Genomic DNA, 23,210 nt, shown 5'->3' with positions numbered 1-23,210 from the left:
CAATAATTTAACTCGTTCAATTTTTCAAAACCTCAATATCCCTTATTTCCACTTTTCCTCTGCGTAGAGTGACAAAAGAGGGATAAGGCTCTTTTCATGAGTACCTCTCTTACCCGATTTGACGGGCTTAGGCTTGGCGCTATTACAGCCAGATTTGTTGCCGAGACTTCCATCGTTGGCTGTCTTTTCATCGTGGCAATGTCGGTGAAGTAGTTGTAGATTTTTGGGCGTTGCTGAATCAAGGTATGAATGCCCCAGGAATGGGAATATCGTCAAACTTCAAGTAATGTATTAATAACTTAATAGAATGCTTGAGCATTTCCTCACATTTAGAATAACAAAGAGTCTTACGATGTAGCCGAGCTTGTGTAATGTCTTAGTCTGGTATTTTCCCCTTCTACTCGGGTCATATAAGTCTTGCTAATAATTTGCTCACCATCAGGAATAAACATGGGATATACAGACCATCCACCAGTTACATAAAAATAGCATTTCCATGCACTTACTTGGTCCCATAATGGTTCAAATGTCTTAGCGCTATGATCCCCTAATACCCATCCTAAAATTCCTGGTTTAAAGTGGTCAACCGCCGTCGCTCGCCATATCTTGTCTGTTTTTTTTTACATAAGTTTGTAATTCATCGAGCTCACCAACTTCTGGAATGACTTCAGGGTCATAAACATCTGGCAACTGTTTTCCGACTTGTTTTACCCAATTTATTACTGTGGTATGATGAACACCCTTAACTCGTTCTATCGCCCGTAAACCCATACCATTGACATACATTTTTAGGCAATCACGTTTGATGGCTTCGCTATAACCTCGCTGGGGCTCATACTCATTGATGAATTGACGACCACATTGGACACAAATGTGATTCTGTTTTCCTTTCTTCTTGGCGTTTTTACGGATATGGGTTGATTTACATTCGCTCGCATTGCATAAATTATTCCTCCTATTCATACTCTAACTCAGCAACGCCCTAATACCTTGACCGATACCAACAGGTATGCCGTGAGGTAAGGCTGTGGGTTGATGTTCATAGGTACGTTCTTTGAGGGTAGGTGCATGGGGTCTTAACCATGCTGTATGATCGATCGCTAATACTGGACGTTCTACTTGTGACATCTGCTGGATGTATAGTTGCATCAATTGGTCAAGGGGCGGTTCTACAATCTTGCAGCGCTTCGTAGACGCTGGACCACTCACGCCGAAATAAAGGATGTAGGGCTAAATTTCGTAGAAATGAGACGTGGCGCGTCGTCATTATCGCGTCTGCTAGTTCAAAGGTGGCATATGCAGGCATTGCCGAGACATTCATAAGCAAGTTGACGAAATTCCCGTAATTGTTCAAACAGAGATGGCAGGTAGATTTGAGATTTTTTGCTAAATTCTCAATTTTCTACCCTTACACTGTCTGTTGAAACTATCGCAGACAGTTTTTTGTGAGGTTGTCAGCCGAAGAGAACGTCAACGGTCGTCGGCATCTATGCTAGTGGTTGAGCCTCGCCTCATACCTCTTCACCAGCGACCATTGCCGTTCTTAATTTGAAATCTAACCGCGCTTTAAGACGTGCTTAGTCTAAACTCCAATTTGTTAAAAATCCAGATTATTTACAGGTGGATTTTTTTGAGGGCTATCGCACCCGAATACTTCATTCTGTAGGTGAGAAATCAGTGGTGGGTTAGAGAGTAACATCGAAGCGCGATAGCCCCTAAATTTTTTAACTTGCTATCCTGAAATTGTTCTAAAAAATCAACCCCATAGATTCACTAACTTTTTGCAGAACATCAAGCTGACAGCGACAAGACAGGAGACTCCTGCCGAATCGGAATCTCAATAGTAAACTCTGTTCCCCCGCCTGGTGCAGAAATACACCCCAAGCTTCCCCGGTGTTTTTCCACTACAATTTGCCAGCTAATCGATAGCCCAATACCTGTGCCCTTACCGGGGGGTTTTGTCGTAAAAAACGGGTTAAATACGTGGCGACGAACCTCTTCCGATATCCCTGGCCCATTGTCCACAATTCGGACAGCTACGTAATTGTTGCTGGTTATTTCTGTGCTAATCCGAATCACGCTAGGATTCGCTTTAATTTCTTCTAGCGATCTCTGCGTGTTCCACTCGTCAATAGCATCGATCGCATTTGCAAGTACATTCATAAATACCTGATTCATTTCTCCCCCATAACAGTCCACTTCAGGCAGGTTTGGGCAATAGTCCCGCACCACTTCAATCGAGGGGCGGTCTGACTTAAATTTTAGTCGGCTCTGTAAAATCATTAGCGTGCTGTCAATGCCTTCGTGAAGGTTGACCGATCTCATTTCATATCCTTCTTGCCGTGCGAAGAGGCGCAAAGATAAAACGATTTCGCGGATGCGATCGGCTCCTAAGTACATCGATTTGAACATTTTAGGCAAGTCGTCTTTGAGATAATTTAGCTCGCTTGCCACGATTTCTGCTTGTATATCTGGAGCCGGATTAGGATAGTGCTTTTCGTAGAGGTCAAGGATAGTGACCAAAGTTTTTGAATATTCCAGAGCATAGGAAAGATTTCCATAAATAAAATTAATTGGATTATTGATTTCATGGGCGACGCCAGCTACGAGTTGGCCTAGCCCGGACATTTTTTCGCTCTGAATGAGCTGGCTTTGCACCTGCTTGAGTTCGTGCAGGGAATTTTCGAGCTGTAGGGCTTTGTGTCGCTCTCGCGCTTCCGATGCTTGCAAAGCTGCTTGTGCAAGCTTGCGTTCAGCAGCCTCCTGCTTGAGGCGTTCATTCGTTTGGGAAAGTTCAGCGGTGCGCTCTTCTACTCGCCTCTCTAGCTCTTGTGTCAAAATTTGTAGGTCGGCTTGCGCTCGCTCGCGCTCTACAATTTGCGCCTGAAGCTTTTTAGTTAGATTTCGCAGATTCAGGTGCGTGATAGCCCGAGCTAAAACTTCTTCCTGTTGAAGGGGCTTAGTAATATAATCAACTCCCCCCACATTAAAGCCTTTGACTTTGCTTTCTGTATCGTCCAGCGCGGTCATAAAAATGACTGGGATATCTTTAGTTAAGTCATTTGCTTTTAGATGTTGACAGGTTTTAAATCCGTCCATTTCTGGCATCAGAACATCCAACAAAATTAAATCCGGCTGGCAATATTGCACTTTTTTGAGAGCGTTAGACCCACTGCGAGCTACCCAAACAGTGAAGCCAGATGTACTCAAAAAATCCAATACTGAACCCAGATTAGTGGGCGTATCATCCACAATTAAAATAGTTCCTCTGTCTAAAGATTCGCTAGTCATTTTTAGTCCTCATCTAAACTGTTGAACAAATTCTACTAATTTGTCTTCTTCAAAGTTTTTGGTTAATTCAAGCAACTGATTGGCAAAAGGTGCATAACGCATATCTATTGCCTTCAGCTTGCTGGCTCGCTTCTCAATACTGAGGAGTTCACCTTTCATGGCTAAATCGAACAGGACTGCAACTTCTTCCGAAGGGGGAGCAATCAGTTGTTGGTCTTGGATTTGAGAAGGGGGATGGGTGAAGATACCTTCTGAACTGAAAGTTGTTCGCTCATCATAAACCCATTCTAAACGTAAATGGTGGCCCAAGCATTCTAATAACTTTTCTGCCCGAATTGGTTTGAGGAGAAAAGCGTTGCAACCAGCCTGGAAAATGCTTTGGGGTTCGCCGGATAAAATGCTAGCAGAAGTTCCGATCGCGATTACATCCTTCAATGGAGGGATTTTTCTGAGCCGCCTCACCGCTTCAAAGCCGTCCATGACTGGCATTACTAAGTCAATTATAATACAGTCCGGTTGAAATAACAGCGCTTTATTCACGCAGTCTTGACCGTCCGTTGCCTCCATTAATTCAAACCCAATGGGAGCTAAAAGATTAACGAGGACAGAGCGATTTTGCCAGCGATCGTCAACGACTAAAATTTTCCGCCGATCGCCTGAGAAACCCCTGATAATTTTTTCAGGTTCTTTTTTATACCCTTCCCAGCTTTCCGTAATAGGCAACTCTAACTCAAACCAGAAAATACTGCCTTTACCTAAAGAGCTTTGTACTTTCAGTTCGCCGCCCATCATTTCCACTAATTGGCGACTAATTGGCAGCCCTAATCCTGTCCCCTCTATCTGGCTAACTGAACCGCTGGATTGCTCGAAGGGCAAAAATATTTTTGAGAGTTCGTCCGGCGCGATGCCAATGCCTGTATCTTCTACTTGGAAAATAAATTTCGCTGTTAGGGATTCGGGATTGGCGATTGGTGATGACAAAGATTGCTGAGTCTCTAGTCTTTCTACTTTAAAACTAACGCCTCCTTTTTCGGTGAATTTTATGGCATTACCGAGTAAGTTGATGAGAATTTGCCGCAATCTTTTTTCATCGGCTTGGACGCAAGTGGGAAGTGGAGTTAGCGGTTCGTAAATCAAAGAGATTCCCTTCTGGTGGGCGCGAATCTGGCAGATTTCTGTAATGCCTTGGAGAAAGTCTGACAGGTGAAACTCGGTGAGGTATAGTTCCATTTTTCCGGCTTCGATTTTGGAGAGGTCTAGAACGTCATTGATCAGAGTTAGGAGGTGTTCGCCACACTGATGAATGATGTTAATACCAGAATTTTGCTGACTGGTTAAACCTGTGTCTCGTTTGAGGATTTGGGTATAACCTAAAATGCCGTTGAGCGGTGTGCGAAGTTCGTGGCTCATGTTGGCGAGAAATTGGCTTTTGGCGCGGTTTGCGGCTTCGGCGGCTTGCTCGGCTCGCTGTCTCTCTTGAATTTCTACTTCTAGGCGCGTATTTTTGGCTTTTAATTCCTCGGTTCGCTCTTCTACTTTGACTTCTAAAGTGTGATAGAGGTTGGCATTCTCTAAGGCGATCGCAGCTTGTCCCGATAGCATCCGCAACACTTCTACCCGCTTCGGCGTGAAAGCGCCAGCAATCACGTTGTTTTCTAGGTACAGGATGGCACTTAACTTACCTTGAGATAGGATAGGCGCACACAAAATTGATTTTGGTTTGTGTTGGGCAATGTAGGGGTCGGCGTTAAAGATTTCCTCGCGGCTCGAATCATTTAAAACCACATCTTTCTGAGTTCTGGTGACGTAATTAAGTACCGAGATAGGAACTTGCCCAGAAGTTGATACTGGCAAAGATTCTAGCACTCGGATTTGATCTTTAGTCCCCGCCGCTTCTATAAGAAGTTGACCCTGTTTTGAGAGAATAAGCGCTCCTGTTTCAGCGCCTGCGTTTTCTATCAAAATTTTCATTAACTTGGTGAGCAAGTTAGGTAGAACAATTTCGCTAGAAATTGCACTAGATGCTTTAATTACAGTTGCCAAGTCTAGCAACTCTGTTTGACCCCCTGTAATGGTCAAAGGAGGAATTGTCCTCATAGGATTGAAAGGGGTTTCGGTGACCACAGGCGATCGCGCTATTAATTGCGGGTATTTTTCTTCTAGATGTTTAACTTTAGCTAAAGCTCCCCAGCGCATATAGGCATAATAAGCATCGGTCATGTAGGTGCGGGCAATCTTTTCTTTACCCCATGAAAAATAGAATTTAGCAGCGAGTTCGTGAGCTAATGCTTCTTCGTTGATATACTCGTTTTCTTTGGCAAGAGCGATCGCTGTGTCGTACATCTCGATCGCTTCTACTTTTTCGCCTAAAACACGATTTTTTTCTGCCTCTACTAAATAGAATTTATGTAGATGATTCATTGGGGCATAATGCGCCCATTTTTGCAATTTTTCTTGATTGGCTTGTACTCGGTTAAGAATGTCCTGTTGGTCGGACTGCGAAGTTTCAGGATACACAGCTAGCCGTACTAGAGAATCGTAGAAATAGAAGATAACAACAGTTAGCTGCCCTGTAGACGATCCGAAAGAACTTTCTACTTGAGGGATGTTTTTTAAAGCTTCCGCATAATTCTCAAACACATAACACAGCGCAAGTTTGTGCAAGTATAAGTAATGAATTGCCAGTTGGTTGTTGGTTTGCTGATATAGCGGCAGCATTTTATCTTCGTCGTAAATTTTCCCCTTTAACTGGCATATATTTTCGCTTCTTCCCATCATGTTTAAGACGGCTTGCCAACAGATTTTTGTATTATTAAGCGCTGTTTCTTGGTTGATTTTATGAATGGCATCTGTGTAAGTTGCTATCTCTCGTTGGAGCTGCATTAGTTGCTTGCCCACAAAAAACGAGTAATGACTCCACACCATGACGGCATAGCCAGCATATTCTAAATCTCCAGTTTCGAGCCCAGTAGAGAAAGCTGCCAGGAAAGGTTCTAAGGTATTTCGGACGTGTTCTTTCCAATGTTGAACGGCAGCATACACTAAGTGGCAAGTCTTGACTTCGATTTCTTTGGCATTTAACTTTGACACTAGACGTAAAGCTAATTGACCGAACTCATAGCCCCGCTCAATATCTCCTACCGCCCCGCAAAGAAGAAGACTGTATACCGCATACGCAAAGGGAGACACAGAAGCATTGCCATATTGAACGGATAAATCGATTTGTTTGCACACTGTTAAAGGCACCAGTACGGGCATTCCAGAATAGCAAGCAGAAAATATACTTGACAAAATCCTGATCGCTGCTAATTGATAAGGATCGGTCATTTCAGGAAGATCGATTAAGTCCTCAATTCGAGTTCCGCTCAAAATTGCCGCAGTTTCCCCCAGCGCCTGCCCAATATCAGATGGGTTTGGCGAGTCGGGAAACTCTACCTCCAACTGCTTTAAGACTTGCAGCCCCGTATTCAATGCTTCGACCAGCTTGTTCTGCGCCATATAAGCTTGAATCTGGACTTCGTACACTTTTACTATGTCCAATAGCGTTTTGGCGCAGTTTTGTACTATCTCAACGAATCTCTGCATTCGGTCAAAATCACCACTCAAATATGCTGACTCTGCTGCTTCTTCATGCAGCCTTAAAGCCAGTTCATATTGATTGTCCCAACTATCTACCGCTAACAGAGATAAACCCACTTGCAAATATTTGACGGCGGAATCGTGGGCTGTAGCAGCTTTCGCTTTCTGACCTGCAATTAGATTCAATTGGGCTAGTTCATATTTTTGGGATTCATTGGTAAGTAAGTCAGTACCATAATTGAGTTGGTTAACTAAAGCGAAAATATTTTCTTTTCGGTCTTCAGGCGTTGTACTTTGCAGCAGCAGTTGACCGATTTTTAAGTGAGTCTCTTTTTTCTGATCATCGGGAATCAAAGAATAGGCAGCTTGCTGCACTCGGTCATGTAAAAACTTGTAGTCAACCTTCACATCAGTTAAGGTAAAACCGCCCGATTCTTCCTGACTAAATACGAGGGGAATTTTGTATTCATTGCTCAAAGGTAAAATCAACCCAGCTTGAAGTGCTGCCCACAATTGCGCTGCCGTGACTAAGGAAGATTCCTGATTGACAATCGCCAAAACTTCTAAGTTAAAAGTGTTGCCAATACAAGCAGCAAATTTTAATACTTTTTGTGTATCTTCGGGCAATTTGCGTATGTTTCTAGCAATTAGTTCGACAACATTGTAATCGGTGATGCCGATCGCTTGAATTTGCTCGATATTCCATTGCCACACGCCAGAATATAAATCATAAGTCAACAAATCTTCTTGATATAGAGTTTTGAGGAGTTGACTTAAGAAGAAAGGATTGCCCTGCGTTTTATTAAAAAGTAGAGACGCGAAATTTAGCGTCTTTACAGACAGGGATTCCGAACCGCCAGATTCATTTAAAGTATCCGCAATTAATTCTTCGACATGAACTAGGTGTAATGGTTGAAGGACAATATTATTCACCGTCGCACCAGTTTGGCGAATCTTGTCAATTGTTTGAATCGTCGGATGAGTTGGAGAAACTTCGTTATCTCGATATGCCCCAATCAGCAATAAATACTTGCTATCAGAATCAGTTATTAGCAATTCAATTAACTTCAACGATGCTGAATCCGCCCACTGCAAGTCATCGAGGAAGATAACTAAGGGATGGTCAATAGTCGTAAATACGCCAATGAATTGTTTAAAGACTCGGCTGAAACGGTTTTGAGCTTCAGTTGCCCCTAGTTCTGCTACGGGTGGCTGTTTGCCAATAATTAATTCGACTTCAGGGATAACATCAATGATGACTTGTCCGTTATCGCCTAAAGCGGATAAAAGTTTTTCTTTCCAAGTTTGGATTTCTACTTCGCTTTCGGTTAGAAGTTGCTGAGTTAAGGATTGGAATGCTTGAATCAGGGAAGCATACGGAATATTGCGCTTGAACTGGTCAAATTTACCTGCAATAAAATAGCCTCGTTGCCGCACAATGGGTTTGTGAACTTCATTGACCAAAACTGTTTTGCCTATCCCGGAATAACCGGAAACCAGCATTAATTCGGTTGTGCCACTGGCAACGCGCTCGAAAGTTTCTAGAAGTTTTTCAATTTCTTGGTTGCGACCGTAGAGCTTTTGCGGTATATTTAATTGCCCTGCTTTATCCGCACTTCCAACAACAAAGTTGGAAATATATCCGCTAGCCTGTAGTTTTATCAAGCAAGTTTCTAAGTCAAATTTTAGTCCTTCAGTGCTTTGGTAGCGGTCTTCAGCATTTTTAGCTAATAACTTCATCGCAATCGCTGAAATTTGTGGTGGGATTTCAGGATTTAGCTGGTGAGGGGGAATGGGTGTTTTGGCAATATGGCTGTGTACCAATTCCAGCGGGTCTGTGGAATTAAAGGGCAACTCGCCTGTGAGCATTTCATAGAAGGTAACGCCTAGTGAATAAAAATCAGTGCGGTAGTCAATTGACCGATTCATCCGGCCAGTTTGTTCTGGCGACATATAGGCGAGTGTGCCTTCGAGCAAATCTGGATGGCTGAGCGTCGAATTTTCTCGCTCCAGGCGCGAAGCGATGCTGAAATCAATAAGTTTAACTTTTTCAGTGGCTGGGTTGATGATAATATTTTGTGGTTTTACATCTTTATGAATAATGTTATGTTTGTGGAGTTCTGCTAAGGCAGAGACAAGCTGGAGACCCAAAGAAATAAATTGAATGAGTGTGAGTTTTTTACCATTCATCCAATCGTTGAGAGACTCGGAGCCTGAATCTTCTAATATCAGTGCTAAACCGTTTTTATAGCTGTCTAAACTAATGGCTTTGACAATCGATTCTACGTTCAAGCTGTGCAGGATTTGATATTCGTGTCGCAAGCGGGTGATGTCAGAAAGAGTGGGATACTCAGCCTTTAGCCTTTTGACTATCACGCTGGAAAAGTCCGAATCCTTCCGAGCGCGATCGACTGAAGTTCTTATCCCGCTGTGGAGGGTTTCAACGAATTGATAGCCAACTAAGTTGAGAGTCATTGTTATTCTACGGAGCGCAAGGAAATTGAGCGTGAGGTTAAGGCCGGTTTTAAAACTTAATTATTGTTAGAGCTGATTGTAACATAGTAGTTTACTCAACAAAAGTGAGCTCATGTTTCGCTTCTGGCCATCCTGGTCTCATGAGATTGTGTTGTTAACTGTAGTGCCTCAATGCGCGTTTTGGGTGTTTGTTGAGGGATTAGTCGGCTGCACTTTCTGTTGGGGTGTCGAGCGAGTGTTTTCCCGTTGCTGATAATTACAGCGTATTCCAGATTTATGAAGTACAGTATCAGCAGCTTGTAAACCAGTTTTTGAAGTGCTTGGTATTGACCAAATCAAGCGCCGTAGCAAGTATTACGTCAACCATCTTGGTAGTTGTTGGTGAGAACGGATGTAAAAAAAATTCCGTTGTGATCACCATAATTTTATCTGATTAAAATCCGGAGAATAGGGTGATAAATTCAGGACATTGGCACCAGCCGCTGGAATCAATGGTTCAATTACCGCCAACTTATGAGCTGGTATATTATCAATTCACTTCGACTGTACTATCCCCTAAGTTGGGGACTAAAAAGTGTTGAATAAAGACTTCAAAAGCCTGACACTCCATTGATCCATTTATGGTTCTTAATCCTACTACTTTTTTTAAGCTGATGGCTCCGACTACTGTAACTTTTGCACCCCGATAAAAGGGTTTTAAATCGTAGACTCTATGACCACATTTTGAAGGTGCATGGGTTCGTGTAAACCCCAATAAAACGCCAATTTCATCCAAAAAAACCAGGTTGTCAGGGTCAATTTTTTTCACCTTTTCCCAATATTCACACCTCAGAAGGTACTTCTTTCAGTGGCAGACTGACTACTGCGTATGGTCTTTTTTTTCGCGTCAAATTTTGTTTTTGTAGTTCACGACACATCATGCTAGGACTGACAGCTTCCTTGTAGTTCAAACGCCAATATTCACAATATTCTGACAACGTGCTATCCGGATATTTTTCTACCATCTGGGTCAATTCCGTCCGGCGCGAGTTTAACACACTTTTGGCGCTTCCACCCTGTTTTCCGGGTTGAACATGACCAGTCGTTTGTTTTTGTTTTAAAATTTTTTGAACAAACCCTTTACTCACATCAAATCTGGCGGCTATTTTCCTAATTGATGTATCACCTTGTTCATAGATTTTAACTATTTTCTCACGCAACTCGATCGAATAGGGTTTCATTTCTTTCGCTTATGTACTAAATACACTGTATCATATATACGTGGAATCTACTGTATTTAATCAAAAGTATAAAAAATGGCGTTTGTCAAGTACAAACGCCATTTTATAGAATTACAAACGTGGCGTCTTATCTTGTTTAAACGACGCTAACAATTCGCGAATTTGGTCGGCCGCAATCTCGCGCCCGCCCAAACCAAAAGCTAGAGCAATGCCAACTGCGATCGCCCCAAGCAGCAACCCGAAAGCCAAATTCACAATATCGCTGCCAATGCCCATTTGTTGCAGCGCCAAGGCCGAAACAAAAGCAATAATCGCGATCCGAGCCGTTTGACCCAAAAGCCGCGCTTGGCGAGTTCCAGAACTGGCAATCAAACTAAAGGCCAGATTCGCCAAATACAAGCCGATCGCAAATACCACCAAACCAGCCAGCACCCGACCTGCAACCAGGACAATACCGCTAACAATCGCCGTCAGCGCTGGAATCCGCAGCACATCGGTAGCAGCCACCACAGCAAACAGCATGATGCCCACCTGCACCACTATGCCGACAAACTCAGAAGGAGTGCGGACCGGAAGTTCCGGTTCCTGAAGAATCGTTGCCTCCGGATCGATCGAACTCGGCGGTAGCCGCAGTCGCTGTTTCGGCTGTTGCACTCCCAACCAAGAAAAGACATTGTTAAAGCCAATTCCCGTCAGGATATTAGTCACCAAATCGCTGATCCAGCGACCCAAAAAGTAAGCAACCCCCAGAATTAGCGCTGCTGTAAAAATGTTGGGAAGCGCGCCCAGAACCGTGTTGAGCATCGCGATTGCCGGCTGCGAAATCGCCTGAATGTCCAAAGCGTTCAGAGCTGCGATCGCCGTTGGAATCAAAATCAAAACATAGACGATCGTCCCGACAATCCACGACAGCGATTGTCCGCCCGAAGTCCGCGAAATTCCAAACCGAGCGCCCAAACCGTCCGCCCCAGCAGCGGCCAACAGATTCGTGACAATCCGCCGCACCACCATAGCCAGTAGCCAGCCCACAAACCCAATCAGCACAGCTTCCAAAATTTTCGGAATTGCCGCCAGAATTTGGTTGAGTAAATTATTAACCGGCAGCAGAGCCTGCTGCATTTCCAGTGAGTCGAGAATCAGTGGCAAAAACAGCAGAAAAATGAACCAGTACAGCGCATTGGCCACAGTATCGCTCAGCAGCAAAGGGCGCTCAGTGGGCGCTGCGCCCACCTCCTGATTCAAGCGCTCGTCCACGCTAAAAGCCCGCATCGCCCGCGATACGGCCATTTTGGCTACAGTTGCCAACACCCAAGCAATCCCCAACCAAATTAGCGCGCCGGCTAACTTCGGCAAGAAACCGGTAATTTGATTGAGAAAAGTATTGAGGGGTTGCGAGACAGCCGTTAGATTCAGGCGGTTGAAAAAGGCAATTAGGAAAAAGATAAAAATGATCCAGAACACCGCTGCGGAAATCCATTTTTCCACTTGCGGGGCTCCAGCTCCTTCCGGTCGGCCGGTAATCCAAGCAGCCAACCGATTGTCGATCGTAGTCTTCTTGAGCAATCCCCCGACTACAGATGAGACGAGGGCTGATACTATCAAGCCAATTAGCAGGATACCGACTGCCCAGAGGAGATTTTCAATGTTTGAGCCCTGAAGGAAATTGTTAATTCCGCGTTCGGCATCTGTCAGCGGATTCCCGGGCGGGGCCTGGGCCAAAATGCGATCAGACAAAGCCGCTATGGGGCCCGATATCGGCTGAGTTATTTCTTGCCAAGTTTCATTCATTTTTTTCTCAGGTTAACGTCACATTTGACAAGGAGAAGACGAAACTTTAATAATAGTTCCAAAAAATCTAGGCATCGCCTAAATTTAATATTTGTACACTTTTAATGTACTGGGTTAACTACAAAACCCTCTATCGAATTTGGGATCAACCCATCTCCTACTGCTTTTGGGCCAATATTCAAAAAACCGTTTACATCGGCCTTTATGAAGCGTCCAGTTTGGGTTCTGAACAATCCTCTTTTTACCCTACTGCCAATGTAGTCGGAATGTTGTTAAATTGGTTCCAAATCCAAAGCTGAACATTTGGAGGTGTAACTCTCCTCACCTAACCCAACTTGAATTCCCGCAAGTTGTCCTTTGTACTACAACATTTGCACAAACCGGCAATGGGGAATACAGGGAAAATTTTGATTATTAACTTTACCAGTATTAATCCCATCTTTAAAATCATCGTTCCCGCCTATAGCCAGCAAGCCCATTTGATGATTAACCAGTCCTTTAATAATTGCGGAACTCGTCGTGTAGAGGTAGTAATCCACTTTACAGTTACGCTTGTGCCACAATTGGGCGACTTTTTTACGGTTTTTTTGCGCTACGGGCAGCAATGATTTCAATGCCGATGAAACTTGATTGCAGTATTGGTTTCTTGACTTAACACCCTGTCCCTCGTAGATTGTCGGTACTAACCCAGGAACATTGTAGGTTAATGTTGCCAGATTGTTTAATCCTAAACCTATAGCAGCTACTCTCTGATTAATTTGTAAAGGCTGTTCTAACTTTTCAGAGAACACCTCGACAACATAACAACCTACTTTGGGAACAATCCGGATTTCCAGAAGCGAGATGACTTTTGAGGGCAACCAAATATTAGTCCCAGAGGAACGATAATATCCTTTTTTTAAGGCTTTTTTGCTGACAGCTTGACAATTAAATACAACAACATAGCGCCCCTCCTCTCTTGTTCGCTCTCTTGAACCTTTATAATGAGGGATTTTCGGGGCGGCTTTAAATTTAGTGGTGTCTTCCTGATAGTTTCGCGCCCCCAGATAGTAGCTAGTCCATGCTTTGATCATTAAGCCGAGGGTGCTTTGTGCTACCTTTGCAGGCAGTGATTTGTAATCATGACTTGTTTTGAGCGCGTGATAAACAGCCAGAGCGTTTGTTTGTTGGCGAGCGAAAAAGTTTTGACGGTAGATGTAATTAGCGCTATTGTAAATATTTTTGCAAAGCAAAGACAGTCTATCGGCTTCTCGATAAAACCTATGATTTGGTTTAATGATGTGCCTTTCGACTAACTCCATAATCAGTATATATACTTTATTTCAAGATGATACACTGTATTTATGAGTGTGTCAATCTTTTAATTTCTGGGAAAATTGACGTTACAAGTAAATAAAGGACTATCAAGTAAGCAAAGTTTTGTAATACCCTCCTTGTTGCAGGTTCTCATGTCAATTCGTCAAGTTTTCGAGCAATCCATTGAAATTCGCGCTGCTGCTACTCTGGTGGAGCAATGTATAGTCGATCGCACTTTAATGCACAAGTGGCTCAATCCCCTGCTACGCTGCGATCCCCAGGGCGAATGGGATACTACCGTAGGAAGTCGCAGCTTATTTATCATAAAAATTCCGGTTTTGCAACCCTCTTTAGAGAGTGTTGTGTTGGAGCGACAACCCGGTTTAATTGTTTGGGGGTTTGACGGATTTTTCAAAGGATGCGATCGCTGGGAATGCCAGCCGCAAATCCAAGGAACTCTCTTGATTAACCGCTTTGAATTTCAAATTCCCAATCGTTTAATTAGATTTGGTTTCAATCGCTTTGCAGCCCCTTGGACAGAAAAAGATATGAAAGACCAACTCCGCCGACTCAAGCGGGTAGCCGAGCAACTATCTCAAAGAATGGGTAAGGGGTAATGGATAATGGGTAATTGGGAACTTTTACCCTCGCGTAGCCGAAGAATTGGTAATGGGTGATGAGTAATTGTTAATAGCTGAAAGCTAGAGCTAATAGGAAAAAAAGCACCAATTCCCAATTCCCCATTCCCCATTCCCTCCAACTTCAGTTATTTATTTCGCATTTCCCGATGGAGTGGGCTGACAAATCATTTCTCTCGCCGAATTCACGGCTTGGTTAGCCGTATTTTGCAAAGCCGGGGAATTCTGATACAAAGCTTGCAAATCTTGCACATCTTTAATCACTCGTTCGTAAATAACCATCGCTTGATTGCCGTCAACTTCTAAAGCAGCAGGGCTGTAATTTTGCATCAATTCAATCAGCGATATTTTGCCATCTTTGGAAGCGGCGACTAAAGCATCGCGCAGTGCCGGCACGCTTTGAAGCCGAGCACTCGGCGCATAAGCAACCTCGCCCAATTGTTTAAAAACAATTTCCCCAAAATAAGTGCTTGCTAGCCGCGCTACTAATTGGGAATCTAAAGGCACTTCTCGCGTTAATATTTCGCGCATCGACTGGGGAGTTTGTTTCGCAAGACTCAGAACGCTTTGTAGTTGAGATGATGCTTGACCGGTTTGTGCAAAGCTTTGCAAGTCGCTCATCGGTAATGTTACGTCAACAGCACCGTATTTTACGGTAACATTATCTAATGCAAAGACTTTGCCGCTGCTTAGGAATACTGCACTTGTTCCCAGCAAAAGCGCCAAACCTAATGATAAAGACTTTGACATTCTTTTGGTTAAATGGGCTGACAGCGGTTGCATTCCGTTGAGATAACCTTGTTGAAACTGAAAGTTCATGAGTTTGTGCCTCTTTACGTCAAAATACTTTTTCGATCGGTCGTCTGTGCAGGTATCTGTGCGGGTATCAGTCGGAAAAGTGGACTCGGGATTTCCGTAAATGACCTATAACTTTACAGTCATGTCCCGCAAATTCCACCTATCAAAAGATAGGTGTTAATTGACAATTAATATGTTATGATTACCCGTTTGACAATCTTAGATACCGTTGCAAAAATTATAAAAGCGAAATTGGGTCGTCGGGCAGCAGTTTATTGAGTGTCGCTTGAATAGGTCTTATAGTGTGCGATCGATACCGAATTTAAGTTCACATATCCCGATCGAGCCGATCGACCAATTGGCGAATTCTAGCAGCATCAGGAGCATTCGGAGCATTTCTCAGGTATAGTTCCAAATCGTGGCGCGCTTCGACCAAGCGTCCCAGTTGATAATAGAGAATTCCGCGATCGCGCCGTTCCCCCAGCGCATCGGGAAACAGCAGCAAAATCCGTTCGGTCGCCAAGAGTACCCTAGAAGCATCTCCCTGTTGCAAGTAAATCGCCTTCAGATTTCCCAGCATTCGCCCCAACAAATGTCGGCGACTTACCGGGGCGAGAAAAGCCGGCTGCAACTCCATAGGTTGACCATAAATTTGAGAAAGTCTGGCTTGACAATCTTCAGGAAACAATATCTCGCCGCCGTTAAACGCATCAACAAAAATACCAGCATCTTCAAAATCCGGTCTAATTAAAAAATGTCCTGGCATCCCAATTCCCACCATCGGAAAATCAATGCGCTTAGCAACCTCCAAATAAACCAAAGATAAAGAGATCGGAATGCCAGTACGCCGATCAATGACTTCATTCAAAAAACTATTGCGGGGGTCGTAATAATCAACATCATTGCCCGCAAACTGCAACTCCCCGTATAAATAGCCGTTAATAGTTTGAATAATCCGCAGCGGATAATTCTGTGCCGGCAGGCGATCGCGCACTTCATCTGCGATCGTGTCGAGAGCGTTGAGATACTCCTCTGGCTCTAAATTTGGGTATTCTTCCAAAGCCATATAAAGAGCAGCTTTCGCCAGGTCGATCGAGCCATCAGGCTGATTTATTTCTCGATAAAAGAGTTGTCGGGCGATCGGAAAATCCATATTTATGATTTATTTGATTTTAATTGACATTTTATACGAATATCCAGTTGCCCAAAAAAATATTAAAAACATCTCTCTTCTCTTCCTCTCTGCGTTCTCTGCGCCCTCTGCGGTTCAAAAAAAACAGTCTTGTATGTAACGCGCACCTTACAGCTTAACTTTTAACCTTCAAATCCCATGACTTTTACCAATCACCCAACTGCGGCGAAAAATCCGAGCCAGAGTCGATTCTTCCAAAGCAAAATAGATAGGGCGGCCGTGAGGACAAGTGCGCGGATTGCGAGTTTGCTGCCATTCATCCAACAAATTTTGCATTTGGGAAAGACTCAAAGGAGTACCGTTTCGCATAGCGCTACGGCAAGCAGTCGCAACTTGAGCCGCTTGTAAATCTGCGACTTTACTGAGTTCAAAAAGCGCATCCGCACAGTCATCTCGCTCGGCTAACAATTCAGGAACTTCACGGACAGCCCATAGCTGTTCGCCAAAACTTTCTACTTCCAAATCCAAGCGGGATAAATTCTCAATTTGCAGCGCAGATAATTGACTGAGAATAACTGGTTTTTCTAGACTTTTTAGCTGCCAAGCCGCGCACAATTGCTCGTACAAAACGCGCTCGTGAGCGATGTGTTGTTCGACCAACCACATTCCGCTGGAATGTTCGGCAACAATGTAAGTATTGTGAACTTGAGCGATCGCCCTCAATTCCATCAATCCTATTGGATTAGCTTTTTCCTGTTCGCCGTCTTCATCATTCTGCCTAGCCGAAATCCCGACACTGTAAGCACTTTTTTGTTCCGATGCCTTCAGCAATTTTCCCACTCGTTCGGGAATTGGGGCAGGCGGCAAAACTTCATCGTTCAAATGCAAAGCACGAGCAATTGCCGCGCTAACTTGTGCTTGCCAAAAACTCGGATCATGCAGATAAATTTCAACCTTAGCGGGGTGGCGGTTCCAGTCGATTTCCGAAGGGGAGATTTGGAGGTGGACAAAACACACGGGATAGCGATCGCGCGGACAAGTGCGGGCAAAGGCGCTGAGAATAGTTTGCTCTAATTCGGGCGATCGCACAACTCGCCGGTTTACCCCAACTTTCACCCAATCCGGCCGCCGGCGGTGACACCGATCCGGCAAACCAATTACTAACTCCAAACGCTGGGAATTGGGCCTTTGGAAATGGGAACTGGCAACTGGTAATTGGTAATTAGGCTTAACTGTAGCTCCAACAAGTTGAGTTTCTATCAATAAATTTGCTGCTTTCTGATTTTGAGGACTCGCCGGCAAATCTAACTTTAAATACTGCAAATCGCTCGATCGCACACCGCGCACGAATTGAGGTAAAAGTTGTTCCGCTGTGCTACCAGGAGTTACGTGCAAACAAGGCGTGTTTCCTTGACGCAACTGCCAATTAACATGCGGGTGACAAATAGCAATTTGTTGAAGAGTTAATTGGATCGATCGCATTTGCTGTGCCGGCGACAAAAAACTGCGGCGCACAGGCCAATTGCCAAACAAATTATCAACAGTCACCACCGTACCCGGAGCGATCGCCGCTGTTTCCACCTCCACAGCTTCGCCCGCGTTGTTGTAAACCACCCGCCAGCCCGATCGAGCATTTTCAACTTCCCCCTTGTTAAACGATGATTTGGCGGGAGTTTGCGCCGACTCGGGATTTTCCGAAAAATCCCCCAATCCCAAATCATTCGATCGGCTCAAAACCTCCAAACAGCCTAACTGAGCTAAACTGTGCAAAGCTTCCCCACGAAATCCCAAAGTATCAATTTTGTACAAGTCTGCTTCAGTGGTAATTTTGCTCGTACTGTGAGGCGAAGCCGCCTGCTGCAAATTTTCCAGATCCATTCCCGTACCATTATCTGCAACTTGCACCCGCCAATGTTCCGGCCAGACAGAAACAACGATGCGAGTTGCGCCAGCATCCAGAGAATTTTCAACTAATTCTCGTACCGCAGCGGCGATCGAGTCAATCACTTCGCCGGCGGCAATTAAATTGATAACTTCTGTGGGTAAGGTTTGAATAGTAACTGGCATCAAATTTTTAGCAGTTCGTTAATTCAATTATACTTGATTCTCCAAGTCGCTACACAGTATTAGGGCTTACGCTCTTAAACCCGGTTTATTAGAAAAATATTGTTTGATAACAAGATATCTACTCATCAACTAATTCTCTGATGCTGAGTTAGAAAGTCCTAAGTATCATCTTCCTACCTACTTAATTTTGCTCTGCTAAAACCATGATTTTCGGCAAGCGGATGTAAAAAGTTGTGCCTTTTCCGTCCTCTGACTCATAACTAATTTTTCCTTTGTGAGCCTCCACTATCGACTTAACAATCGCCGTTCCCAACCCAGTACCAGTCCGCTTGCCATAAGTCACAAATGGTTCAAATAACTTTTCCTTAATTGTCGGTGGAATGCCGGGGCCGTTATCGTAAATGCTAATTTCGGCCCACTCCTCACTTTGTGTCACCGCAATCTCCACCCGACCCCCTCTTCCGCCAAAAGCCTCAACAGCATTCCCAACTAAATTTTGTAAAACGCGCAAAATCTTATTTTCATCCGCTTCCACTATTACTTCTGTCACCCGTACTGCTAAATCTACTTTTGCTGCTTCACAATAAACTCTGTTCAACTTTTCAAACTGCTGCAACGTCTGAATTAAATTAATTGGTTTCTTATTAAATACAGAATTTCCTCTCGAAAATTCTAAAACTTCTTCAGCCATCCCCAACATTCGATGAACCTGCAATTGAATAAGTTCACACCACTCCTGAGTTTCCTCATCTGGGTGCATTTCTTTTAGCATTTCACTGGAGAGTTTAATGCCGGTAAAAGGACTTTTGAAATCGTGAATAATTGTACTCACCATTTCTCCTACCAATACCATTTTTTGTTTGTGTACCAACTGGCTAACATATTGATCCGTGGTATCCCGTAAATTTTTAGTAATGAAACTAAACATTTGGAGTACCGAACTGCCTTTAGCAAACTGGAGAGTTGCTATGAGTTCTTCACGGGCTATTTTGGCCAAAGTCGAGCCTGCAACTGCCACAGCTCTAGCACTGCGAGGCTCTCCGTCTAAAACTCCGAGTTCGCCAAAATAATCGTCTGGCTTAGCCACAGCAACAGTTTGATATTTATTTTTTTCAAGCCGCTTGCTAAACTCGACTTTACCTTCTAAAACTAGATAGAAAAAATCCGCTGTTTCTCCTTCTTCAAAAACCAGCGTTTCCTCATCAAAACTCTCCAAAACAGCTATTTGGCAAAGGTGAGCAGCTTGCTCTGGTTCAAAATAAGACATAAATCGATGAGATGCCAGATCCATGTGAAAATACCTAAAGCTTAATTTAAACAGTTTCTTTTTTCTATTTTCGCCGCTCACCATCGGTGCGTTAATAAAATACAATACAGCTTTAATCTGCCTCTCTTTTCTAGCCTCCTAGGCTTTGACGCAAGGATCAGCGTCGGGATGCAGAGCGAGACTAGCATAGCAGCAGCAGTAATCTCACCAAAATTCTCAGTTAATTGACTAAAATACATAAGTATTGTACTATTTTTTAGATGAAAATTAGATGTGGGGGGGGTCTTCGGCCACCTCAGAAGATTTTAACTGTAGAGAGATCGTGTAATTTAAATGTTGATCGACAGAGTTTACAAAAATTAACGATCGCCCGATAAAACGATCGCAGCATTCTGCCCGCCAAAGCCAAAACTTAAACAAACCGCATTTCTGACAATAGCCGATCGCGCACAGCGAACAAAATCTAATTCAAACCCCGGTTTTTTCATTCCCACGCAAGGCGGCAACATCTGATATTTAATGCTCATCAAACAAAAAGCTGCGCCCAAAGCTCCCGAAGCTCCCAAAGTATGACCCGTCGCCCCCTTAGTCGAACTAACAGCAACTCCTGGGTGAAATAACTTCTCAATTAACAGTGCTTCGTGTCGGTCATTTAACTCAGTTGCAGTACCGTGAGCGTGAATAAAATCTATATCAATCGCCGCTAAATTGCTGCGTTTCAAACATTGATTTACCGCCGCGATCGCACTTTCTCCCCCCAGCTCCGGCGCAGTAGCATGGCAAGCATCATTTGTCAAGCCAAAACCGGAAATTCGACCGTAAATTTTAGCGCCACGACGCCTTGCCAACTCGGCAGATTCTAATACAAATAAAGCCCCGCCTTCACCGAGAACAAAGCCTTCCCGATTTTCATCAAAGGGATAGCATCCATTGTTTGCCAAAGCACCCATCCGGCTAAATCCAGCCAGAGTCAGCGGTGTGATAGGCGCTTCCACAGCACCTGCGATCGCCCGCTGACACTCACCGGTGCGGATTAAATCAACAGCGCGGGCGATCGACCAAATACCCGTCGCACAAGCAGCCATCGGTGCCAATACCGGCCCCGTCGAACCAATTGCCCTCGCCGCTGCGATCGCCCCCATGTGAGGCAAAAAATTCACAAATTGAGAATTGGTAATCGGTAATTGGGAATTGGGAATTGGGAAGTGGGAATCGGTAATTGGGAATTCCCTTGCTTCTTGCGACTTCCCTCTTCCCAATTCCCTCAGACTTCTTCCAACTTCCGTCTTTCTTCCATCCGTTACATCCCGTACATTGCTCGTTGCCGAACTTCCTTCGCTTGCCAACAGTTCCAAATTTGCCTGGAAGCCTCGGCTAGAACCGATCACAATCCCGCAATCGCGCAAAGGCAAAGTCAAATTAGCATCTTGCACAGCATCTATTAAAACCTGTCGAATTAAACTCATTAAATCGACAGGTTTTGTGCCAATTAAAGCCAAAGGTCGCCGTTCAAGTTCTATAAAAGGTTGATGTTGCCTAATTCCTGATTCGCCAGACAACAATCTTTTCCAGCTACAATCCAGAGTGCCTAAAGCAGAAACCAGCCCGATTCCCGTAACAACAACATCCACAAATGCCCTCAGCTTCCAAAATTTTTAGTCATTAGTTATTAATTATTAGTTATTAGTTATTTATGATTGGAACTAATTATTAACTACTAAGCAACGAGCAACAACTGATATCGTTTCCGGTTGCATCGGAATAATAAAATCGAGTCAACCATCAACAGTCAACAATCATCTCGATCGTGCAACCGGAATTGATATGAGGAGTTACGACTGACTATTGACTACTGAACAGGCTTAAAATTTTCCAAACCCTGAGTAACAGTAGCCTTATCAATGCGATCGCCCGCTTCAATCTTATCAATCACATCCATTCCTTGCTTCACGTACCCAAAAACCGCATAGCTACCGTCCAAAAACGGTACATCGGTCAAAGTAAAGTAAAACTGAGAAGAAGCCGAATCAGGACTCTGCGATCGAGCCATAGCAACCGCCCCCCGACTGTGCATCAACACGGGTTTCTCCTTAACCCCAGCTTCTTGTAGCGTCGCGCTGTAAGTCGGATTTGCAGCACCTTTAGCTTTAATTTCTAGAGGAATCCTGCGTTCGGCAGTAGTTTTTGGGTCAATAAAACCACCAGTTCCCAGCCGCGCCGTAGGGAATTTAGGGTCTTTACCTTGGGGGTCGCCGCCTTGAACTACAAAAGGCTGAGGTTCCCGAACTACTCGGTGAAATACCAGCCCGTCGTAGACTCCTTTCTGAACCAAATCGACAAAATTGCCCGCAGTAATTGGCGCATTTGTGCCGTCGAGTTCGATCGTAATTGGAGCACCTTTAACCGTCATCACCACCGTTGCTTTTCCTTCCAATCGTGGCAAATTGCTAAATTGCGAACTCGCCGCTACCGCAGCAGGAGACGGAGACGGAGACAAAGAAATATTTTCACCCGACGCCGGATTCGATGTGGGAGTCGAGTTTGCCACAGGGGAATTACCGCATCCTCCGACAAACAACGCGCCAATTATTAAAAGTGAGAACAACCACCGCTGAATTTTGACTTGCATTTGCATTTGTATTTTCACTTTCACTTTCACTCAATGATGTAAGGTGCGCAATGCGCACCCTAGACTTATCGATTTACCAGGGATAATTTGCACCGCTTCGTGCTCACCCAATATTTATCGATTTGGTGCGCATTGCGCACCCTACGAGACATTACCAATCGAAAATCGAAAATCAAAAATCCCTAAAGTCCTTCTAGGGGAACTTGCAAAAATCGAGCCAATTCGGCTGCTTGATTTTCCACTTGCGACAAAGCAATCGGCTGTCCGACTCTAGTCAGGGGAAACTGACGGCGGTCTTTAAGCTTAAGATAAATACTGCGGCGGGGACTGAGACCTTCTTTAATGTCTACCCGCACAGATTGCACGTCCGATATCTTGCAAGTAAAATCAAGCTTGCGGTTTTTGCCGGGAAAACCCCAGCGAAAGATCCGAATGTTACCACTTTGCCGATCGAACTCGCTGTAACCGCCACCGACATCCCAGAGAATAGTCAGCCACAGGTAGAGTGCCAACAGCACGCCACAGACACCGTAGAAACCCATCGCAATGCCTTGGGGGATGAAAATGAGCTGAGTCGGGTCAGCAAAAGGCAGCAGGTTAACGTGCAAGTAGCTGGAAATGCCCGACAGCAGGAAACCAGTCCCTCCAATGCTGACCACCGTCGCCCACCAGTAATTGCTGAAGCGGCGGGAGCCCAAAACCGGGTAGCGCAGGACAGAATCGATCGAGGTCGTTGTTTTTGCAGTCATAAAATTAAACAGCCTTAAAGCCAAATCTTAATTCAATTAGTCCACCGAGCGTCACGCTTCGCTGACGCGATCGCGTCAGCGACCGATCGGGATTGTGTATCAACACCTGCTAATTATGTTGAAAAATTCTGAACTTCTAATATATAGTTATGTTAACTTTAATTAGAAACCTTGGTCTTTTAACAAGCAAAAGGATTTTACCGCAATGACAATCGCAGTCGGACGCGCCCAGACCGAAAGAGGCATCTTTGATGTCCTCGACGACTGGCTCAAACGCGATC

15 protein-coding genes and 2 pseudogenes are annotated in these 23,210 nt (G+C 44.3%); 1 reads left to right on the top strand and 16 read right to left on the bottom strand.

Features of this window, described 5'->3' with window-relative positions; all coding sequences use genetic code 11:
* Positions 1 to 42: 42 nt before the first annotated feature.
* From QUB25_RS27525 to QUB25_RS27485, 9 genes and pseudogenes are all read right to left on the bottom strand, one after another.
* Positions 43 to 222, bottom strand: a pseudogene (locus QUB25_RS27525) (hypothetical protein); the annotation flags it as partial.
* 16 nt (positions 223 to 238) lie between these two features.
* Positions 239 to 963 (bottom strand): annotated as a pseudogene (locus QUB25_RS27520) (IS1 family transposase).
* Positions 964 to 966: 3 nt separating this feature from the next.
* Positions 967 to 1,149: a hypothetical protein gene (locus QUB25_RS27515; protein WP_333188327.1), complete on the bottom strand. Its 183-nt coding sequence runs from the start codon at positions 1,147 to 1,149 to the stop codon at positions 967 to 969.
* A 642-nt stretch (positions 1,150 to 1,791) separates the two neighbouring features.
* Complete coding sequence (locus QUB25_RS27510; RefSeq protein ID WP_333188325.1) at positions 1,792 to 3,291, bottom strand: response regulator; 1,500 nt, start codon at positions 3,289 to 3,291, stop codon at positions 1,792 to 1,794.
* A 9-nt stretch (positions 3,292 to 3,300) separates the two neighbouring features.
* On the bottom strand, positions 3,301 to 9,345 hold the full coding sequence (locus QUB25_RS27505; protein ID WP_333188322.1) for an AAA family ATPase: 6,045 nt from the start codon (positions 9,343 to 9,345) through the stop codon (positions 3,301 to 3,303).
* A 529-nt stretch (positions 9,346 to 9,874) separates the two neighbouring features.
* Complete coding sequence (locus QUB25_RS27500; protein WP_333188321.1) at positions 9,875 to 10,153, bottom strand: hypothetical protein; 279 nt, start codon at positions 10,151 to 10,153, stop codon at positions 9,875 to 9,877.
* A gap of 13 nt (positions 10,154 to 10,166) precedes the next feature.
* Positions 10,167 to 10,565 carry a transposase gene (locus QUB25_RS27495; protein ID WP_333188320.1) on the bottom strand — a complete coding sequence of 133 codons (399 nt, stop codon included), beginning with the start codon at positions 10,563 to 10,565 and terminating at the stop codon, positions 10,167 to 10,169.
* A gap of 111 nt (positions 10,566 to 10,676) precedes the next feature.
* Positions 10,677 to 12,353 carry a mechanosensitive ion channel gene (locus QUB25_RS27490; protein WP_333188318.1) on the bottom strand — a complete coding sequence of 559 codons (1,677 nt, stop codon included), beginning with the start codon at positions 12,351 to 12,353 and terminating at the stop codon, positions 10,677 to 10,679.
* Between the two features lie 362 nt (positions 12,354 to 12,715).
* Positions 12,716 to 13,654: a transposase gene (locus tag QUB25_RS27485; protein ID WP_333188315.1), complete on the bottom strand. Its 939-nt coding sequence runs from the start codon at positions 13,652 to 13,654 to the stop codon at positions 12,716 to 12,718.
* Positions 13,655 to 13,801: 147 nt separating this feature from the next.
* Here QUB25_RS27485 and QUB25_RS27480 point away from each other — a divergent pair, with 147 nt between their 5' ends.
* Complete coding sequence (locus QUB25_RS27480) at positions 13,802 to 14,266, top strand: SRPBCC family protein (RefSeq protein ID WP_333039545.1); 465 nt, start codon at positions 13,802 to 13,804, stop codon at positions 14,264 to 14,266.
* Between the two features lie 153 nt (positions 14,267 to 14,419).
* Here the strand turns inward: QUB25_RS27480 and QUB25_RS27475 are convergent, their stop codons facing one another.
* From QUB25_RS27475 to QUB25_RS27445, 7 genes are all read right to left on the bottom strand, one after another.
* A complete protein-coding gene (locus tag QUB25_RS27475) occupies positions 14,420 to 15,106 on the bottom strand; it encodes an alpha/beta hydrolase (RefSeq protein WP_333188312.1) in 687 nt (228 codons plus the stop codon).
* 307 nt (positions 15,107 to 15,413) lie between these two features.
* Positions 15,414 to 16,238 (bottom strand): transglutaminase family protein, encoded by an 825-nt coding sequence (locus QUB25_RS27470; RefSeq protein WP_333188309.1) that lies wholly within the window; start codon positions 16,236 to 16,238, stop codon positions 15,414 to 15,416.
* Positions 16,239 to 16,406: 168 nt separating this feature from the next.
* The gene (mutL, locus tag QUB25_RS27465) at positions 16,407 to 18,284 is read right to left on the bottom strand and encodes a DNA mismatch repair endonuclease MutL (protein ID WP_333188307.1); all 1,878 of its coding nucleotides are present in this window, start codon (positions 18,282 to 18,284) and stop codon (positions 16,407 to 16,409) included.
* A 181-nt stretch (positions 18,285 to 18,465) separates the two neighbouring features.
* Positions 18,466 to 19,575, bottom strand: coding sequence for an ATP-binding protein (locus tag QUB25_RS27460; protein ID WP_333188305.1), 1,110 nt, complete (start codon positions 19,573 to 19,575; stop codon positions 18,466 to 18,468).
* Between the two features lie 335 nt (positions 19,576 to 19,910).
* Positions 19,911 to 21,182: a beta-ketoacyl synthase N-terminal-like domain-containing protein gene (locus QUB25_RS27455; RefSeq protein ID WP_333188303.1), complete on the bottom strand. Its 1,272-nt coding sequence runs from the start codon at positions 21,180 to 21,182 to the stop codon at positions 19,911 to 19,913.
* 218 nt (positions 21,183 to 21,400) lie between these two features.
* Complete coding sequence (locus tag QUB25_RS27450; RefSeq protein ID WP_445251990.1) at positions 21,401 to 22,186, bottom strand: peptidylprolyl isomerase; 786 nt, start codon at positions 22,184 to 22,186, stop codon at positions 21,401 to 21,403.
* Positions 22,187 to 22,362: 176 nt separating this feature from the next.
* Complete coding sequence (locus tag QUB25_RS27445) at positions 22,363 to 22,929, bottom strand: photosystem I assembly protein Ycf4 (RefSeq protein ID WP_333188298.1); 567 nt, start codon at positions 22,927 to 22,929, stop codon at positions 22,363 to 22,365.
* Between the last annotated feature and the right edge of the window lie 281 nt (positions 22,930 to 23,210).

The organism is Microcoleus sp. B3-D7 (assembly GCF_036705305.1).
GTDB lineage: Bacteria > Cyanobacteriota > Cyanobacteriia > Cyanobacteriales > Microcoleaceae > Microcoleus.
Note: the sequence above shows the minus strand (reverse complement) of the source record. Positions and strands in the feature narration are given on the sequence as shown.

Excerpts from the sequence above, each read along its gene's own strand:
- QUB25_RS27505 (WP_333188322.1), bottom strand. The coding sequence starts at position 9,345 with ATGACTCTCAACTTAGTTGGCTATCAATTCGTTGAAACCCTCCACAGC.
- QUB25_RS27470 (WP_333188309.1), bottom strand. The coding sequence starts at position 16,238 with ATGGATTTTCCGATCGCCCGACAACTCTTTTATCGAGAAATAAATCAG.
- mutL (WP_333188307.1), bottom strand. The coding sequence starts at position 18,284 with ATGCCAGTTACTATTCAAACCTTACCCACAGAAGTTATCAATTTAATT.
- QUB25_RS27460 (WP_333188305.1), bottom strand. The coding sequence starts at position 19,575 with ATGGATCTGGCATCTCATCGATTTATGTCTTATTTTGAACCAGAGCAA.
- QUB25_RS27485 (WP_333188315.1), bottom strand. The coding sequence starts at position 13,654 with ATGGAGTTAGTCGAAAGGCACATCATTAAACCAAATCATAGGTTTTAT.
- QUB25_RS27490 (WP_333188318.1), bottom strand. The coding sequence starts at position 12,353 with ATGAATGAAACTTGGCAAGAAATAACTCAGCCGATATCGGGCCCCATA.
- QUB25_RS27510 (WP_333188325.1), bottom strand. The coding sequence starts at position 3,291 with ATGACTAGCGAATCTTTAGACAGAGGAACTATTTTAATTGTGGATGAT.
- QUB25_RS27480 (WP_333039545.1), top strand. The coding sequence starts at position 13,802 with ATGTCAATTCGTCAAGTTTTCGAGCAATCCATTGAAATTCGCGCTGCT.
- QUB25_RS27445 (WP_333188298.1), bottom strand. The coding sequence starts at position 22,929 with ATGACTGCAAAAACAACGACCTCGATCGATTCTGTCCTGCGCTACCCG.
- QUB25_RS27475 (WP_333188312.1), bottom strand. The coding sequence starts at position 15,106 with ATGAACTTTCAGTTTCAACAAGGTTATCTCAACGGAATGCAACCGCTG.
- QUB25_RS27495 (WP_333188320.1), bottom strand. The coding sequence starts at position 10,565 with ATGAAACCCTATTCGATCGAGTTGCGTGAGAAAATAGTTAAAATCTAT.
- QUB25_RS27515 (WP_333188327.1), bottom strand. The coding sequence starts at position 1,149 with ATGCAACTATACATCCAGCAGATGTCACAAGTAGAACGTCCAGTATTA.
- QUB25_RS27450 (WP_445251990.1), bottom strand. The coding sequence starts at position 22,186 with ATGCAAATGCAAGTCAAAATTCAGCGGTGGTTGTTCTCACTTTTAATA.